Below are 15446 nucleotides of genomic sequence, written 5' to 3'. Positions count from 1 at the left end.
GGCCCGCTGAAATTCATCGCACCCGAGAAAAGCGAGAGAGCACACTATGATGCGATTGCTGCTAATACTGCTGTTCAGCCTGCCATGCCTTGCCGTGGCCGGACCGGCAGCGGACTTTTCCGCCGCCAGCCGCAGCGATCAGCTGAAGATCCTCCAGCAGTGGGCCGCAGCGCCGGACCCTGCCCGCCTGCCGCTGTTGCAGGCCCTGCACGGTGAAACCGTGGTTCTCGACGAGAACAAACAGCCCTTCAACCAGCTTAAAGACCAGCTGACGCCGCTGGAAGGCAGCGCTGCGCCGGTGGGTGCCACCAAAAAGCTGTTTATGAATAACCGGCTGCGCACGATGATTGCCACCACGCTCGCCGCCCATCAGCTGGTCAGCCCGCAGGCCGCGACGCGGCTGAAAGCGGCGCGTGCGCTGCAAAATGATGCCCAGCCCGATCAGCTGCCGCTGCTGCGCCAGAGGCTGGCGGCAGAGCAGGACAGCAGCGTCCATGCGGTATTAGCCCAGGCCGTTGCCGGGTTACAGCTGGCCGACGGCGACCCGCAGGTGCGTCTGCAGGCGGTCAAACTGCTGGGCGAAACCAGCGATCCGCAAACCCAGGCCAGCCTGGAACGCCTGCTGTCACCGCAAAATGAAACGGATGCCACCGTACGCGCCGCCGCCGCCGATAGCCTCAAACAGATCCGCCATCGCCTGATGCTGGGTGATGTGCTCGGCCAGGCCTTTACCGGCCTGTCGCTGGGCTCCGTGCTGCTGCTGGCGGCACTCGGTCTGGCTATCACCTATGGTCTGCTGGGGGTGATTAACATGGCCCACGGTGAAATGCTGATGCTGGGTGCTTACGCCACCTGGATGGTGCAAAACCTGTTTCAGCGTTTTGCCCCGGAGTGGCTGGCATTTTATCCGCTGCTGGCGCTGCCGGTAGCCTTCTTTATTACCGCCGCCATCGGCATGGTGCTCGAACGTACCATCATTCGCCATCTTTATGGCCGCCCGCTGGAAACGCTGCTGGCTACCTGGGGCATCAGCCTGATGCTGATCCAGCTGGTCCGCGTCGTCTTTGGCACCCAGAACCTGGAAGTCGCTAACCCTGCCTGGCTGTCGGGTGGAATGCAGGTGCTGCCGAACCTCGTTCTGCCGTACAACCGCCTGGCGGTAATGGTGTTTGTGGCTGGCGTGCTGATACTGACCTGGCTGCTGCTCAATAAAACGCGTCTGGGCATGAACGTGCGGGCGGTAACGCAGAACCGCGCCATGGCCGACTGCTGCGGCGTGCCCACCGGGCGCGTGGATATGCTGGCCTTCGGCCTGGGTTCCGGCATTGCCGGGCTGGGGGGCGTGGCGCTTTCACAGCTGGGCAACGTCGGGCCGGAGCTGGGTCAGGGCTATATTATCGACTCCTTCCTGGTGGTGGTGACCGGCGGCGTTGGCCAGCTGGCCGGTACCGTGGTGGCCGCGCTCGGCCTCGGTATTCTCAATAAGGTGCTGGAACCGCAGATCGGGGCCGTGCTTGGCAAAATCCTGATCCTCGTGCTGATCGTGCTGTTTATCCAGAAGCGGCCACAGGGGCTGTTCGCCTTTAAAGGAAGGGTGATTGACTGATGACGCAACCCATGACGCTAACCGTGGCGCAGAAAGCGCCGCGTCTGACCCTCGGGCTGGGGGCGGTGCTGCTGCTGGCCCTGCTGGTGCTGCCGTTCCTTGCGCTGCTGCCGCAGGATAACCCGCTGGCGCTGTCAACCTACACGCTGACGCTGGTCGGCAAAATCCTCTGCTACGCCATTGTCGCCGTGGCGCTGGATCTGGTGTGGGGCTACGCCGGGCTGCTCTCGCTCGGTCACGGCCTGTTCTTCGCGCTGGGAGGCTACGCGATGGGCATGTACCTGATGCGCCAGGCCGCCGGTGATGGCCTGCCCGCTTTTATGTCGTTCCTGTCGTGGAGCGAGCTGCCGTGGTTCTGGGCCGGAACGCAGCACTTCGCCTGGGCGCTGTGCCTGATTGTGCTGGTGCCGGGCGTGCTGGCGCTGGTGTTCGGCTGGTTTGCCTTCCGTTCGAAGATCAAAGGGGTCTACTTTTCAATTATGACCCAGGCGCTGACCTATGCTGGCATGCTGCTGTTCTTCCGCAATGAAACCGGCTTCGGTGGTAATAATGGCTTCACCGGTTTCACCACGCTGCTCGGCTTCCCGATTACCACCACCGGCACGCGCATCGGGCTGTTTGTCGCCACGGTGCTGCTGCTGGTCATCAGCCTCGGCATCGGCTTTGCGCTGGCCCGCAGCAAGTTTGGCCGCGTGCTGACCGCGGTGCGCGATGCGGAAAACCGCCTGATGTTCTGCGGTTACGATCCGCGCGGCTTTAAGCTGTTCGTCTGGACGCTGTCGGCGGTGCTGTGCGGGCTGGCCGGTGCGCTATACGTGCCGCAGGTTGGCATTATCAACCCCGGTGAAATGTCGCCGACCAACTCGATTGAGGCCGCCATCTGGGTCGCCCTGGGCGGTCGCGGAACGCTGATTGGCCCGATGCTGGGTGCGGCGATCGTCAACGGTGCGAAAAGCTGGTTTACCGTCGCCTTCCCGGAATTCTGGCTGTTTTTCCTCGGCCTGATGTTTATCCTCGTTACGCTGTTCCTGCCGCGTGGCGTGATTGGCCTGCTGCGCAGGAGGAAACATGACTGAACAACTGTTTACCCAGCCCCACCCGTCCGACCGCCACCGCGCGCAAACCGATCCGGTCCTCCAGCTGGAGAAGATCAACGTCTCCTTTGACGGCTTCCGGGCGCTGACCGATCTCTCGTTGCAGATTGGCGTGGGCGAGCTGCGCTGCATTATCGGCCCCAACGGCGCGGGTAAAACCACGCTGATGGACGTGATCACCGGGAAAACCCGCCCGGATAATGGCCGGGTAGTTTATGACCAGGATACCGATCTTACAGCGCTGTCGCCGCCGGAAATCGCCCGCGTTGGCATTGGCCGCAAGTTTCAGAAGCCAACGGTGTTTGAGGCGCTGACGGTGTTTGAAAATCTGGAAATCGCGCTGAAAACCGATAAATCCGTCTGGGCCTGCCTGCGGGCAAAGCTGAACGGCGAGCAGCAGGATCGGATCGATGACGTCCTTAAGCTGCTGCGCCTCGGCGGCAGTCGGCAGCGCCCCGCCGGGCTGCTGTCCCACGGTCAGAAACAGTTCCTTGAGATCGGCATGCTGCTGGTGCAGGAGCCACATCTGCTGCTGCTGGATGAACCCGCGGCGGGAATGACCGATGCGGAAACGGAGTACACCGCCGAGCTGTTCCGCAGCCTCGCCGGAAAACATTCGCTGATGGTGGTGGAACACGACATGGGCTTTGTAGAAACCATTGCCGACCACGTGACGGTGCTGCATCAGGGGCAGGTACTGGCGGAAGGATCGCTGCGTCAGGTGCAGGCCAACGAGCAGGTTATTGAAGTCTATCTGGGGCGCTGACATGTTAAAAGTATCGGAACTGAATCAGTACTACGGCGGCAGCCATATTCTGCGCGGACTGTCGTTTGAAGCCCGCCCCGGCGAGGTCACCTGCCTGCTGGGCCGCAACGGTGTGGGGAAAACCACCCTGCTGAAATGCCTGATGGGACTGATCCCCGCCAAATCCGGCACCATCAGCTGGCAGGATAAGTCGATTAACAATCGTAAGCCACACCAGCGGGTGCAGGCCGGGATTGCCTACGTGCCGCAAGGCCGAGAGATCTTCCCCCGCCTGACCGTGGAAGAGAACCTGCTGATGGGTCTGGCGCGCTTTTCCGGCGCTCAGGCCGCTAAAGTGCCGGAGGAGATCTGGCAGCTGTTCCCGGTGCTGCTGGAAATGCGGCAGCGGCGCGGCGGCGATCTTTCCGGCGGCCAGCAGCAGCAGCTGGCAATCGGGCGGGCGCTGGCCTGTAAACCCCAGCTGCTGATCCTTGATGAACCCACCGAAGGGATCCAGCCTTCGGTGATCAAAGAGATCGGCGCGGTGATCGCCGGGCTGGCGAAACGCGGTGATATGGCGATCCTGCTGGTGGAGCAGTTCTACGACTTCGCCGCTGAACTGGCCGACAGCTATCTGGTGATGTCGCGCGGGGAGATTGTTCAGCGCGGTCGCGGCGAGGATATGGAAGCGGACGGCGTACGCGGGCTGGTAGCGATCTGATGCCCGCCCTGCCCGCGCCTGTGTGCGGCCAGGATTGGCTTTCCGGCAGGTTTGCGTGGAATTTGCGGCGCTATCCTATTGAAGGTACACTCCAAATTGTCTGAAATGGCCAGGTTAATGTTGACCTTTACCGTCATTCGCCACATTGGAAGAACCATCATGGAAACCCGGCGCGACGAGCGCATAAACAAGCTGGCCCAGGCGCTGAAGCGCACCGATAAAATCCATCTGAAAGAAGCCGCCCGGCTGTTGGGCGTCTCTGAGATGACCATCCGCCGCGATCTGAATGAAGGTCCCGGTGCGGTGGTGCTGCTCGGCGGCTATATCGTTGCCGATCCCATTCGTAATCAGAGCCACTATTTTGTCTCCGACCAGATGAGCCAGCACGTTGAACAAAAACGGCTACTGGGTCTGCGCGCGGCGGCGCTGATTAATCCCAATGAGACGATTTACTTTGACTGCGGCACCACTATTCCGTGGATTATTGACGCGATTGACGACGATATGCCGTTTACCGCCGTCTGTTGTGCGGTGAATACTTTCCTCGCCCTGAAGGAAAAACCGGCCTGCCGGGTGATCCTCTGCGGTGGTGAATTCCACCCGGACAACGCCATGTTTACCCCACTGGGTCAGCTGTCGGTGATGGATAACCTCTGCCCGGATAAGGCGTTTATTTCCGCAGCGGGCGTAGATATCAAACAGGGTGCCAGCTGCTATAACCTGAACGAGCTGCCGGTAAAGCTGCTGGCGCTTCAGCGTGCACGCCAGCGACTGCTGGTGGCTGACAGCAGCAAATTCGGCAAGGTGCTTCCGGCGCGCATCGCCGATCTCAGCGCCTTCGACGGTCTGATTAGCGATGCCGCTCCGCCGCAGGACCTGGGAATTCCGGTGATCTGCCCGTAAAGCTGACGTTCCTCCCCGCAGCCATTTACTCCCTGCACGCTAAAAAGCCTGATTTTCAAGCAGGCTTATCCGCAACTGAAGGTCGCTCCGGCTTTACGGCACGGCGACCGCCAGCCCCTCAGGCGTTAAGATTGATCGTTAAGGATCGCCTCGCCGTCTCGCAGACGGCGCAAATTCTCGCACACCCCGGCCACGATCCCGCTGATGGAAATATCGGTCACGCCACCGATATGCGGCGTAGCGATCACGTTGTGGCGGAACAGCACATCCTGCGGATCGGGCGGCTCCTGCCAGAATACGTCAAGCCCTGCACCGGCCAGCTGCCCGCTATCCAGCGCCGCCAGCAGTGCCCCCTTCTCAATCAATCCACCGCGACCCACGTTAATCAGGAAGCTACCGGGCTTCATCTTCGCCAGCGCAGGTTCATCGATAATATGGTGGGTTTCCGGGTTATCCGGCAGGCTCAGCACCACAAAATCAGACTCAGCCAGCAGCTGCGGGAGCTGTTCCATAGTGCCCAGCCAGTCCAGCCGATGGCGGCGGGCAAATTCTGCGTCTACGCTGCGCTTTACGCCGATCGTCCGCATCTCAAACGCCGCTAGCCTCTGCGCCAGCGCCTTGCCGATGCCGCCGAGGCCCACCAGGCCCACGGTTTTTCCCTTCAGCCCCAGGCCTATGGGCTGCCCGAGCCGACGATCCGCCAGCATCTGCGGCACTTCGCTGGCTTTACGCGCCAGGCCCAGCATCATCCAGATTGCCAGCTCGGCAACAGAATCCGCATTGCCGGAGATATCGGTCGGTACGTTGGCGACCGCGATGCCGCGAGCGCGGGCGGCGGCGATATCCACCCGCTCCAGCCCGGCACCCGACTGCTGGATCAGCTTCAGCCGATCGGCCGTTTGCAGCAGCGGCTCGCTGACCTGGGTCATGGTCGGGATCAGCGCATCAAACCCGGCCAGGCTCTTCCCGGCCTGCTCTGCGGAAGCGACAAATTCAACGTCGGGCAGCGTCTCTCGTAGCTGCTGGATCATACCGCCCCAGGCATTTTCTTGCGCCGCGATCAGGACTCTCATCGATATCTCCATAATTTATAAGGCAAAAAAATTAGCATAGCGTTACATGGTGAGAAATCAAACAGATATCCGATTGTTGGGGTGATATCGGGATAATCCGCTGCAAGGTGGCTGTGATTAAGTGGGGAAAACAGCTAAACTCCGTGGTTTGAAGGGGCAACAGTGCGCCCTGCTAATAACTCAGACCATAAGAGGCTCAATCTACGTGGCTCAATTCGTCTATAGCATGCATCGCGTCGGCAAAGTCGTGCCGCCGAAGCGTCATATTCTAAAGAACATCTCACTCAGCTTCTTCCCGGGTGCCAAAATCGGCGTGCTCGGCCTGAACGGTGCGGGTAAATCTACCCTGCTGCGCATTATGGCCGGTATCGATAAAGACATCGAAGGCGAAGCGCGTCCACAGCCGGGGATTAAGATCGGCTACCTGCCGCAGGAACCACAGCTGAATCTGGAACACACCGTGCGCGAATCGGTGGAAGAAGCGGTTGCCGAAGTGGTTAGCGCGCTGAAAGGTCTGGACGAGGTATACGCGAAGTACGCAGAGCCGGATGCAGACTTCGACAAACTGGCCGCACAGCAGGGCAAGTTTGAAGAGATTATCCAGGCGCACGACGGCCACAACCTCAACACCCAGCTGGAACGTGCTGCCGATGCGCTGCGCCTGCCGGACTGGGATGCCAAAATCGCCAACCTGTCCGGTGGTGAACGCCGCCGCGTCGCGCTGTGCCGCCTGCTGCTGGAAAAACCAGACATGCTGCTGCTGGACGAACCTACGAACCACCTGGACGCCGAGTCCGTGGCCTGGCTGGAACGCTTCCTGCACGACTTCGAAGGCACCGTTGTGGCGATTACCCACGACCGTTACTTCCTGGATAACGTGGCGGGCTGGATTCTGGAGCTGGACCGTGGCGAGGGTATCCCATGGGAAGGCAACTACTCCTCATGGCTGGAGCAGAAAGACGCGCGTCTGGCGCAGGAAGCCTCAAGCGAAGCCGCACGCCGTAAATCGATTGAGAAAGAGCTGGAGTGGGTGCGCAAAGGCGCCAAAGGCCAGCAGTCGAAAGGTAAGGCACGTCTGGCTCGCTTCGAAGAGCTGAACAACACCGAATACCAGAAGCGTAACGAAACCAACGAGCTGTTTATTCCACCTGGAGCCCGTCTGGGTGACAAAGTGCTGGAAGTCAGCAACCTGCGTAAATCCTACGGCGACCGCCTGCTGATTGACGATCTGAGCTTCTCCGTACCGAAGGGTGCGATTGTCGGGATTATCGGCCCGAACGGCGCGGGTAAATCCACGCTGTTCCGCATGATGTCCGGTCAGGAACAGCCTGATTCCGGCGAAATCGTGCTGGGTGAAACCGTTAAGCTGGCCTCGGTCGATCAGTTCCGCGACAGCATGGACAACTCCAAGACCGTGTGGGAAGAAGTGTCCGGCGGGCAGGATATTATGCGTATCGGCAACACCGAGATGCCAAGCCGTGCCTACGTGGGTCGCTTTAACTTTAAAGGCGTCGACCAGGGCAAACGCGTGGGCGAACTGTCCGGCGGTGAGCGCGGTCGTCTGCACCTGGCGAAGCTGCTGCAGGTTGGCGGCAACATGCTGCTGCTCGATGAACCGACCAACGACCTGGATATCGAAACCCTGCGCGCGCTGGAAAACGCCCTGCTGGAGTTCCCGGGCTGTGCGATGGTTATCTCGCACGACCGCTGGTTCCTGGACCGTATCGCCACCCACATTCTGGATTACCAGGATGAAGGCAAGATCGAGTTCTTCGAAGGTAACTTCACCGAATACGAAGAGTACAAGAAACGCACGCTGGGCGCCGACGCGCTGGAGCCGAAGCGTATCAAGTACAAGCGTATGATTAAGTAATCATTAAAAACGGCGGGTAATCCCGCCGTTTTCTTAAAGCTTCTGCCAGCCGGAAACGGGTCCCTGATACCCTTCCCCATCTTTTCTAATCAAAACGCAGTTCAACACTTTATGGCTGTCAAAACCGATAATGATATTGTCGCCAACATTCGCATTATTCATCACTGCGTTAGCGATAAAAATCCCCAAACACCGGTGACTTCATTGCAAACTCAATAAAGCTCGCCAGCGCAGGCGTATTCAGCTTGCGCCCCGGATAAACCAGCCACAGTTCATTGCCCTCCACTTCCCATTCCGGCAGCACCGGCTGCAACGTGCCTGCAGCGATGGCTTCCTCGGTCAGAAAGCGCGGCAGCAGGGTGATCCCGGCATGATTCAGCGCGCACTCACGGGCGTAAACCAGATTATCGGTCATATGGGTGGGCGGCAGCAGCCAGCGATAATAGTCATTCCCGCGCTTCAGCCCCCATTCGCTCCAGGCATGATGGGCAATGCAGCGGTGTTCTGAAAGCTGTCCGGGATCGCGCAGTGGCACATGATGCGCAAGATACTCGGGCGAAGCCACCAGCAGCCGCTCACAGTAGCCAATCCGGCGACCAATCAGCGATGAATCCTGCGGTTGTCCGGTTCTCAGCGCAATATCAAATCCTTCCTGAACCAAATCGCGGATTTGATCGGAGACCAGCACCTCCAGCGTAACGTCAGGGTAAGCCAGCTGAAATGCGGCGTTAAACCGCGCCAGCAGCGTCGCACCGATACCGGCGGGGGACGTGATGCGCAGCCGACCGCTGGGGTTTTCCCGCAGGCGCTCAATCGCCTGCCCGGCACGTTCACTGGCCTGCAACATCTCCTGACAGTGCACCAGATAGCGCTCCCCGGCAAAGGTCAGATTCAGCTGACGGGTGGTGCGATTAAGTAAGCGCAGGCCCAGCGCCTGCTCTAACTGGCTGATGCGCTGGCTGACGCTGGATTTCGGCAGACCGGCGCGTTTCGCCGCGGCGGTAAAGCTGCCGCATTCGGCCACCAGCGCAAAGAGCGCCATATCCTGAAGCTGTCTGAACATGATTGTTCACCTGAGAAGAACACTGAGTGCGTTATTGTCCATCTTATCATCATCGCGCTGAGCTTCTACACTGGTGTTAACTCACTAAGGAGAACAGTATGACCATTAAAGCGATTGCCATTAACCCGGAAAACCCGCAGCAGTTTATTGAAATTCAGCAGCCGCAGCCGACGCCAGGCGAGTACGATCTGCTGGTGGAAGTGAAGGCCGTCTCGGTTAACCCGGTCGATACCAAAGTACACAAAGGCGCGCAGAAGAACGGCCTGCAGCAGCCGCGCATTCTCGGCTGGGATGCCAGCGGCGTGGTACTGGCCGTTGGCAGCAAGGTCAGCGGTTTTAGCATCGGTGATGAAGTTTATTACGCGGGTGATATCACTCGCCCCGGCAGCAACGCCACGCAACAGCTGATTGACGCACGTATTACCGGCCACAAGCCGCGTAACCTCGACTGGGCGCAGTCGGCGGCGATCCCGCTCACCGCGCTGACCGCGTGGGAAGGCCTGTTCGATCGTCTGCAGATCGACAAAGCAGCAGAAGGTAAAACGCTGCTGATCGTCGGTGGCGCAGGTGGTGTAGGATCGCTGGCGATCCCATTTGCCAAACTGCACAGCAAAGTCAAAGTGATCGCCACCGCTTCACGCCCGGATTCCGCACAGTGGTGTAAAGATCGCGGTGCCGATCTGGTGATTGATTACAAAGATATGGCGGCGGAGCTGGAGAAGCACGGCCTCAAATATGTCGATTATATCTTCTGCCTGAACGATACGGACGGACACTGGGCAGCGATGAGCCAGATCGTCGCGCCGCAGGGGCAGATTTGTACCATCGTGGAAAATGAGAAACCGCTGAGCATGGATCAGCTGAAGCTGAAAAGCGCGGCGCTGCATTTTGAGTTTATGTACACCCGCAGCATGTTCACTACCGACGATATTGCCCGTCAGGGCGAGATTCTGGACGCGACGGCTAAACTGCTGGATGAGGGTGAAATTGCCACCTCGCTCAGCAAAACGCTGCATGGTCTGAGTGTGGAAACCCTGACCGAAGCGCATCAGCTGGTGCTGGAAGGCCATATGCGTGGCAAAGTGGTGATTGTGTATTGAGTCGAAGCAGGTTCAGCATTTGGGCTCATGCCGATTGCCGCTCGTCAGGATGACGGCAGAGCCGTTGAAACGGGCAACGTGATGCGTACTGCGTGATGCTGAATCCGTGTCTCTCTCTCCACCGTTATAATGCGGTGGAGAGAGATAACGTCAGCAGTAACACGCTTCCACCACCTCAGGTTGCAACAGGCAAGCGTTTACCGCACGCGGGTATCACCACCTTTACTGCGCGCCCAGCATCTCCTTCACCAGATCCACACAGCGCAGGAAGCGTTCGTCATAATTATCCTGCTCGACGTGAACAAAGCTGATGCCGTTCTCATTCAGCATCGATACCAGTAGTTCCTGGAACTCTTTGCGATCGACCGAACTGCCCAGGCTGCGCAGGCCGTCGGCCACCCACGGCACGTTGTTCTCGACCAGGATCACCAGATCGAAGCGGTACTCATCGATCAGCGCCTGCACAAAGGGATGTTCACGCCCTTCATACTTTTTGCAGAAGGCCTGAGTAGTGACAAAATCGGTGTCGATAAAGGCCACTTTATTGGCGTATTTCACCGCGAAATCAATGTACTGAGCCTGCCCCAGCGCAATTTTATCGTAGTCGGAATACTGTAGCGCCATCTCATCGCCGCCAAGGTGCGAGAAGACATAATCGCGGCCAAACTCCCATGCGCTGGTCGTGTTGAAGATGTTCGCCAGCTTGTTAACCAGCGTCGATTTCCCGCTGGACTCGCCGCCGAGGATCGCCACGGTGCGCACGAAGAACGGCTTCACTTCGGTGGGAATGTATTCCCAGTAGCGGAACGGGTCCTGGCGGATCTGCCCGCCACTGATGCTCATAAACGATCGCTGCGGATCGATAACCACCGTATCTACGCCCAGATGCGTTTTAAACTGCGGCGCATCGCCCTCTTCGCTGGTATAGATGCGGTCGGGCACGATACCACGATCGTCCATAAACGCACGGACGCCTTCACTCCACACGTCCCAGCCGTGGGGATAAGGCTCCATTCCCTCTTCGTTAAACGAATGGATACGGATGTTTTTCTGGTACTTAAAGGTCTGCAACAGCCAGCGCAGGCGGTCGCTGACGGTAGGCTGCTGCGACATCGCACTGTCTTCAAACAGCTTTTTGTCGCGCGGTTCGTCGTAGCCCATGATGATATGCAGCTCGTCCACCTGGCTACAGGCGCGCTGGATCAGATAAATATGGCCGGTATGCAGGGGATAAAACTTGCCGAACACCACGCCGATGGTTTTTTCACGGCGCGGAAACTCCAGGCCAAGGAAGCGGTGCAGCGCCTCCAGCTTTTGCGCGCTGGGGCTTTTAATTTTGGCATTCAGCAGCTGGCTCAGGTAGCCCTTGGTCATGCCGCTGGCGTCAGCAACCTGCTGCAGCGTGCAGCCCTGCTGGCGAATGGCGGTTTTCAGATAATCAAACGACGACACAACATGCCTCCTGCGCGATCGGCGGGCCAGTTCGGCCCGTCCTGTCTCATTATAGGTCGTCAAGAATCGCCAGCGCATCCGCCAGCTTCTTCACTCCGTAAACCTTCATATTTTCCGGCATTTTCTTCGGTACGTTGGCAGCGGGAACGATAGCTCGGCGGAAACCATGCTTTGCCGCTTCAGAAATTCGCTCCTGGCCGCTCGGCACCGGACGGATCTCCCCGGCCAGGCCAACTTCACCGAACACCACCAGATCCTGCGGCAGTGGACGATCGCGCAGGCTGGAGACCATCGACAGCATCAGCGCCAGGTCGGCGCTGGTTTCAGTGACCTTCACGCCGCCCACCACGTTAACGAAGACATCCTGGTCGGCCATTTGCAGACCACCGTGGCGATGCAGCACCGCCAGCAGGATCGCCAGGCGGTTCTGCTCCAGACCCACCGCCACGCGGCGCGGATTGCCCATCATCGAGTGATCGACCAGCGCCTGAATCTCTACCAGCAGCGGCCGCGTTCCTTCCCACAGCACCATTACCGAGCTGCCCGAAGTGACTTCATCACCGCGACTGAGGAAAATCGCCGACGGGTTGCTGACTTCACGCAGGCCCTGCTCGGTCATGGCAAACACGCCCAGCTCATTCACCGCACCGAAGCGGTTTTTATGGCTGCGCAGCGTACGGAAGCGTGAGTCGGCATCGCCGTCCAGCAGCACCGAACAGTCGATGCAGTGCTCCAGCACCTTGGGACCGGCCAGCGATCCATCTTTGGTGACGTGGCCGACCATAACGATGGCCACGCCGCGGGTTTTGGCGAAGCGCGTCAGATAGGCGGCGGTTTCGCGCACCTGCGCTACGCTGCCCGGCGACGACTGGATGTCCGCCATATGCATCACCTGAATGGAGTCGATCACCATCAGCTTCGGCTGTTCCTGCTCGGCGATCAGGCAGATCTGCTCGATGCTGGTTTCCGACAGCATATTCAGATTTTCGGTCGGCAGCCCCAGGCGATGCGCACGCATCGCCACCTGCTGCAATGACTCTTCCCCGGTAACGTAGAGGGTTTTCATTCCCTCCGACAGCTTACAGAGGGTTTGCAGCAGCAGCGTACTCTTGCCCGCCCCCGGATTACCGCCGATCAGAATCGCACTGCCCGGCACCACGCCGCCGCCCAGCACGCGGTCAAACTCTTTAAACCCGGTGGTAAAGCGCGGCAGCGCCTCAAGGCTGATTTCCGACAGCTTCTGCACGCGGCTGGTCCCGGCACTGCCGGCGTAGCCTGACAGGCGCTCGTTGCGCGCAGCAGCAGGAGACGCGGCCAGCCGCACCTCGGTGATGGTGTTCCAGGCATGGCAGGCGCTGCATTGCCCCTGCCAGCGCGGATAGTCTGCGCCACATTCATTACAGACAAAGGCGCGTTTTACCGCTTTAGCCAAAACTTCCCCTTAACGCTCTTCGTGAACCAGGCTGCCGCTGAGAATACAGAACACGCCCATCAGATCCGCATGACGAATGGTCACCGCGGCCTGTTCATTAACTTTTGGCTTCGCGTGGTAGGCAATACCCAGCGCGGAGGCCTTAATCATCGGCAGATCGTTCGCGCCGTCGCCCACCGCCACCGTTTGCTCCGGCGCAATGTTAAACCGCTCGGCCAGACGCTTCAGCGTGTCGGCTTTATACTGCGCATCAACGATATCGCCCAGCACTTCACCGGTCAGTTTACCGTCGCGGATTTCCAGCACGTTAGCGGCAACGGCCGACAGGTGCAGGGTGTCGCGCAGGTGCTCGGCATAATAGGTAAAGCCGCCGGAAGCGATCGCCACCTCCCAGCCCAGCGCCTGTAGCTTCTGCACCAGCGAAGTCAGACCCGGCATCAGCGGCAGCACATCGCGCACCTGCTTGAGGATATTAGCATCGGCATCTTTCAGCGTGGCCACGCGCTGGCGCAGGCTGGCGGCAAAGTCCAGCTCGCCGCGCATCGCGCGTTCGGTGACTTCGGCCACCAGCTCGCCGCTGCCAGCCAGCTTGGCAATCTCATCGATGCACTCGATTTCAATCGCCGTCGAATCCATATCCATCACCAGCAGACCCGGCGTTTTCAGATGGGGAATGCGGCCCAGCGGCGCAACGTCCAGACCCAGTTCATGGGCAAGCTTGGTGGCGCGCGGGGTCAGGGAACCCGCCAGGCGCAGCACCTGATAATCTTCCACGCCCCAGGCACTGACGATCACCATCGCCGCACCCAGACGGTGCTGATAGTCCGTCAGGCGGGCTTTGTCGAGCTGACGCCCATACAGCAGCCAGCCGGTTTGGCCCGCGCGGTAGTCCAGCGGCATCACTTCATCACCGCTGAGAGAAAGAGGTAACCCCGGCCAGAGAGAGACATCGGAAGGCAGGTCGCACCAGGTCAGACTATTTGGCATTACAGCTCCTGTAGGGACTTAATAACTACGACAGAACGACGATAAAGCTGGCAAGAGGCTACCCTGTTAGCCCGCCTTCTGGCAACATAAAGCAGGTCTGTCTGTCTATTTTTTGAAGGGTCACGATGGCAAAAGCCAAACTTAAATTCCGCCTGCATCGAACGGTGATTGTGCTGATCTGCCTGGCGCTGCTGGTGGTGCTGATGCAGGGCGCGTCCTGGTTCAGTCTTGGCCGCCAGATGGCCCGCTCGGGGCAGGTTGAAGAACTGGCCCAGACGCTGACCCGCCAGGTAGCGTGGACCCTGACGCCGCTGATGGAAAACAGCGACGATAATCACCAGAAAATCGTCGACACGCTTGACCAGCTGACCCATGAAAGCCGTATTCTCGACGCGGCGGTCTACGATGATGACGGCAGCCTGCTCGCCCGCAGCGGCGAAACCATCAACGTGCGCGACCGCCTGGCGCTGGACGGCCAGCGTGCCGGTAGCTACTTCAATCACCAGATTGTCCAGCCGCTGACCAGTAAAGATGGCCCACGCGGCTTTCTGCGCGTTACCCTGGATACCCACGTACTGGTCACCGAAGCCAAGCAGGTGGATAACACGACCAACATCCTGCGGCTGATGATGCTGCTGGCGCTGGCTATCGGTATTATTCTCAGCCGCACCCTGCTGCGCGATCGCCGCACCCGCTGGCAGCAATCGCCGTTCCTGCTAACCGCGAATAATCCCCTCCGTGAAGACAGCGACGGCGATACTGAAAGCGAAACCGAGAGCGATTCTCCCGCCGCCGATGACGTAAAAGACTCACCAAAAGCCCCCACCAACAAATAGAGCTATTCCTCTGGAATAGCTCTTCGTGTCCTGTACAGATTCCCCGTTCCACAGCATGTTGTTTACCGGTAAGGCGCATAAGCGCCGCCTTTGTGCACCCAGTAAACTTAAGGAGAAACATATGCAACGGAACTCTCTGATTGCCGTTCTGATCGCCACAGCAGGCTTGTATTTTTCCAGCGCGGCCTTTGCTGACAGCGTTCCAAAAGGCCTCACCGTCTACGCGACCGAGAAAGAGCAGACTTCAAGGTCTGAGGGCGATCTTAACAACTACGGAAAAACCTTCGAGGTCACGTTGGAAAACCTGACGTCAAATTCGGTCGATCTGAATACTATTTGCCTGCGCGGTTATTCCCGCGAGGGCAAAGAATTTCCGGTTGCCCGGGTTCAGGAGGCGCTGACCAAAGGGAAGCTTAAACCGCAGAAAAAAGTGACCGGTCTGGCGGTATTCTCCGCGGCTGATGACAGTGTTTTCGACGTCAACCAGTTGAAGATTGCACATAACTGCGGCTAAAAACGCGCAAGAAAGTGGGAAACAGCGAGGCTGGCGAATGCCAGCCT

The 15446-nt window shown here is 59.2% G+C and carries 14 protein-coding genes; 9 read left to right on the top strand and 5 right to left on the bottom strand.

Annotated features, from left to right (window positions below):
• The first annotated feature begins 46 nt into the window (after positions 1–46).
• The 5 genes from urtB to deoR all read left to right on the top strand — a co-directional run bounded on the left by urtB (position 47) and on the right by deoR (position 5069).
• Positions 47–1606, top strand: a complete 1560-nt coding sequence (gene urtB, locus JOE09_RS17715) for an urea ABC transporter permease subunit UrtB (protein WP_205066668.1) — start codon at positions 47–49, stop codon at positions 1604–1606.
• Positions 1606–2682, top strand: a complete 1077-nt coding sequence (gene urtC, locus JOE09_RS17710) for an urea ABC transporter permease subunit UrtC (RefSeq protein ID WP_123336405.1) — start codon at positions 1606–1608, stop codon at positions 2680–2682. The genes urtB and urtC overlap by 1 nt, the downstream gene beginning before the upstream one ends.
• Positions 2675–3466: an urea ABC transporter ATP-binding protein UrtD gene (gene urtD, locus JOE09_RS17705; RefSeq protein ID WP_205066667.1), complete on the top strand. Its 792-nt coding sequence runs from the start codon at positions 2675–2677 to the stop codon at positions 3464–3466. The genes urtC and urtD overlap by 8 nt, the downstream gene beginning before the upstream one ends.
• Position 3467: 1 nt before the next feature.
• On the top strand, positions 3468–4166 hold the full coding sequence (gene urtE / locus JOE09_RS17700; protein ID WP_205066666.1) for an urea ABC transporter ATP-binding subunit UrtE: 699 nt from the start codon (positions 3468–3470) through the stop codon (positions 4164–4166).
• A gap of 159 nt (positions 4167–4325) precedes the next feature.
• Positions 4326–5069: a DNA-binding transcriptional repressor DeoR gene (gene deoR / locus JOE09_RS17695; RefSeq protein ID WP_200562068.1), complete on the top strand. Its 744-nt coding sequence runs from the start codon at positions 4326–4328 to the stop codon at positions 5067–5069.
• 125 nt (positions 5070–5194) lie between these two features.
• On the opposite strand, the gene JOE09_RS17690 is transcribed toward deoR, so the two are convergent.
• Positions 5195–6142 (bottom strand): 2-hydroxyacid dehydrogenase, encoded by a 948-nt coding sequence (locus JOE09_RS17690; RefSeq protein WP_105594805.1) that lies wholly within the window; start codon positions 6140–6142, stop codon positions 5195–5197.
• 205 nt (positions 6143–6347) lie between these two features.
• Here JOE09_RS17690 and ettA point away from each other — a divergent pair, with 205 nt between their 5' ends.
• Positions 6348–8015, top strand: a complete 1668-nt coding sequence (ettA, locus tag JOE09_RS17685; RefSeq protein WP_200545115.1) for an energy-dependent translational throttle protein EttA — start codon at positions 6348–6350, stop codon at positions 8013–8015.
• Between the two features lie 169 nt (positions 8016–8184).
• Here ettA and JOE09_RS17680 read toward each other — a convergent pair whose 3' ends face one another.
• The gene (locus tag JOE09_RS17680) at positions 8185–9081 is read right to left on the bottom strand and encodes a LysR substrate-binding domain-containing protein (protein WP_205066804.1); all 897 of its coding nucleotides are present in this window, start codon (positions 9079–9081) and stop codon (positions 8185–8187) included.
• A 95-nt stretch (positions 9082–9176) separates the two neighbouring features.
• On the opposite strand from JOE09_RS17680, the gene JOE09_RS17675 reads away from it, so the two are divergent.
• A complete protein-coding gene (locus JOE09_RS17675) occupies positions 9177–10178 on the top strand; it encodes a zinc-binding alcohol dehydrogenase family protein (protein WP_205066665.1) in 1002 nt (333 codons plus the stop codon).
• A gap of 222 nt (positions 10179–10400) precedes the next feature.
• Here JOE09_RS17675 and nadR read toward each other — a convergent pair whose 3' ends face one another.
• The 3 genes from nadR to serB are packed head-to-tail and all read right to left on the bottom strand — an operon-like array spanning position 10401 to position 14049.
• Positions 10401–11630, bottom strand: coding sequence for a multifunctional transcriptional regulator/nicotinamide-nucleotide adenylyltransferase/ribosylnicotinamide kinase NadR (nadR, locus tag JOE09_RS17670; protein WP_146114185.1), 1230 nt, complete (start codon positions 11628–11630; stop codon positions 10401–10403).
• Between the two features lie 49 nt (positions 11631–11679).
• Positions 11680–13062: a DNA repair protein RadA gene (gene radA, locus JOE09_RS17665; protein WP_105594809.1), complete on the bottom strand. Its 1383-nt coding sequence runs from the start codon at positions 13060–13062 to the stop codon at positions 11680–11682.
• A 9-nt stretch (positions 13063–13071) separates the two neighbouring features.
• The gene (gene serB / locus JOE09_RS17660) at positions 13072–14049 is read right to left on the bottom strand and encodes a phosphoserine phosphatase (RefSeq protein WP_200545110.1); all 978 of its coding nucleotides are present in this window, start codon (positions 14047–14049) and stop codon (positions 13072–13074) included.
• 125 nt (positions 14050–14174) lie between these two features.
• Here serB and JOE09_RS17655 point away from each other — a divergent pair, with 125 nt between their 5' ends.
• Together JOE09_RS17655 and JOE09_RS17650 are read left to right on the top strand one after the other, a co-directional pair.
• A complete protein-coding gene (locus JOE09_RS17655) occupies positions 14175–14885 on the top strand; it encodes a YtjB family periplasmic protein (protein ID WP_205066664.1) in 711 nt (236 codons plus the stop codon).
• Between the two features lie 121 nt (positions 14886–15006).
• A complete protein-coding gene (locus JOE09_RS17650; protein ID WP_205066663.1) occupies positions 15007–15399 on the top strand; it encodes a DUF4354 family protein in 393 nt (130 codons plus the stop codon).
• The last annotated feature ends 47 nt before the right edge of the window (positions 15400–15446 follow it).

The sequence above is a fragment of the Pantoea coffeiphila genome (assembly GCF_016909495.1).
In the GTDB taxonomy this organism is placed as follows: Bacteria; Pseudomonadota; Gammaproteobacteria; order Enterobacterales; family Enterobacteriaceae; genus Erwinia; species Erwinia coffeiphila.
The sequence above is the reverse complement of the archived record's forward strand: the minus strand, read 5'-3'. Positions and strand labels throughout refer to the sequence as shown.

Coding starts and splice junctions, on each gene's coding strand:
- serB (WP_200545110.1), bottom strand. CDS start 14,049: ATGCCAAATAGTCTGACCTGGTGCGACCTGCCTTCCGATGTCTCTCTC.
- urtE (WP_205066666.1), top strand. CDS start 3,468: ATGTTAAAAGTATCGGAACTGAATCAGTACTACGGCGGCAGCCATATT.
- deoR (WP_200562068.1), top strand. CDS start 4,326: ATGGAAACCCGGCGCGACGAGCGCATAAACAAGCTGGCCCAGGCGCTG.
- urtC (WP_123336405.1), top strand. CDS start 1,606: ATGACGCAACCCATGACGCTAACCGTGGCGCAGAAAGCGCCGCGTCTG.
- JOE09_RS17675 (WP_205066665.1), top strand. CDS start 9,177: ATGACCATTAAAGCGATTGCCATTAACCCGGAAAACCCGCAGCAGTTT.
- JOE09_RS17655 (WP_205066664.1), top strand. CDS start 14,175: ATGGCAAAAGCCAAACTTAAATTCCGCCTGCATCGAACGGTGATTGTG.
- JOE09_RS17650 (WP_205066663.1), top strand. CDS start 15,007: ATGCAACGGAACTCTCTGATTGCCGTTCTGATCGCCACAGCAGGCTTG.
- urtB (WP_205066668.1), top strand. CDS start 47: ATGATGCGATTGCTGCTAATACTGCTGTTCAGCCTGCCATGCCTTGCC.
- JOE09_RS17690 (WP_105594805.1), bottom strand. CDS start 6,142: ATGAGAGTCCTGATCGCGGCGCAAGAAAATGCCTGGGGCGGTATGATC.
- urtD (WP_205066667.1), top strand. CDS start 2,675: ATGACTGAACAACTGTTTACCCAGCCCCACCCGTCCGACCGCCACCGC.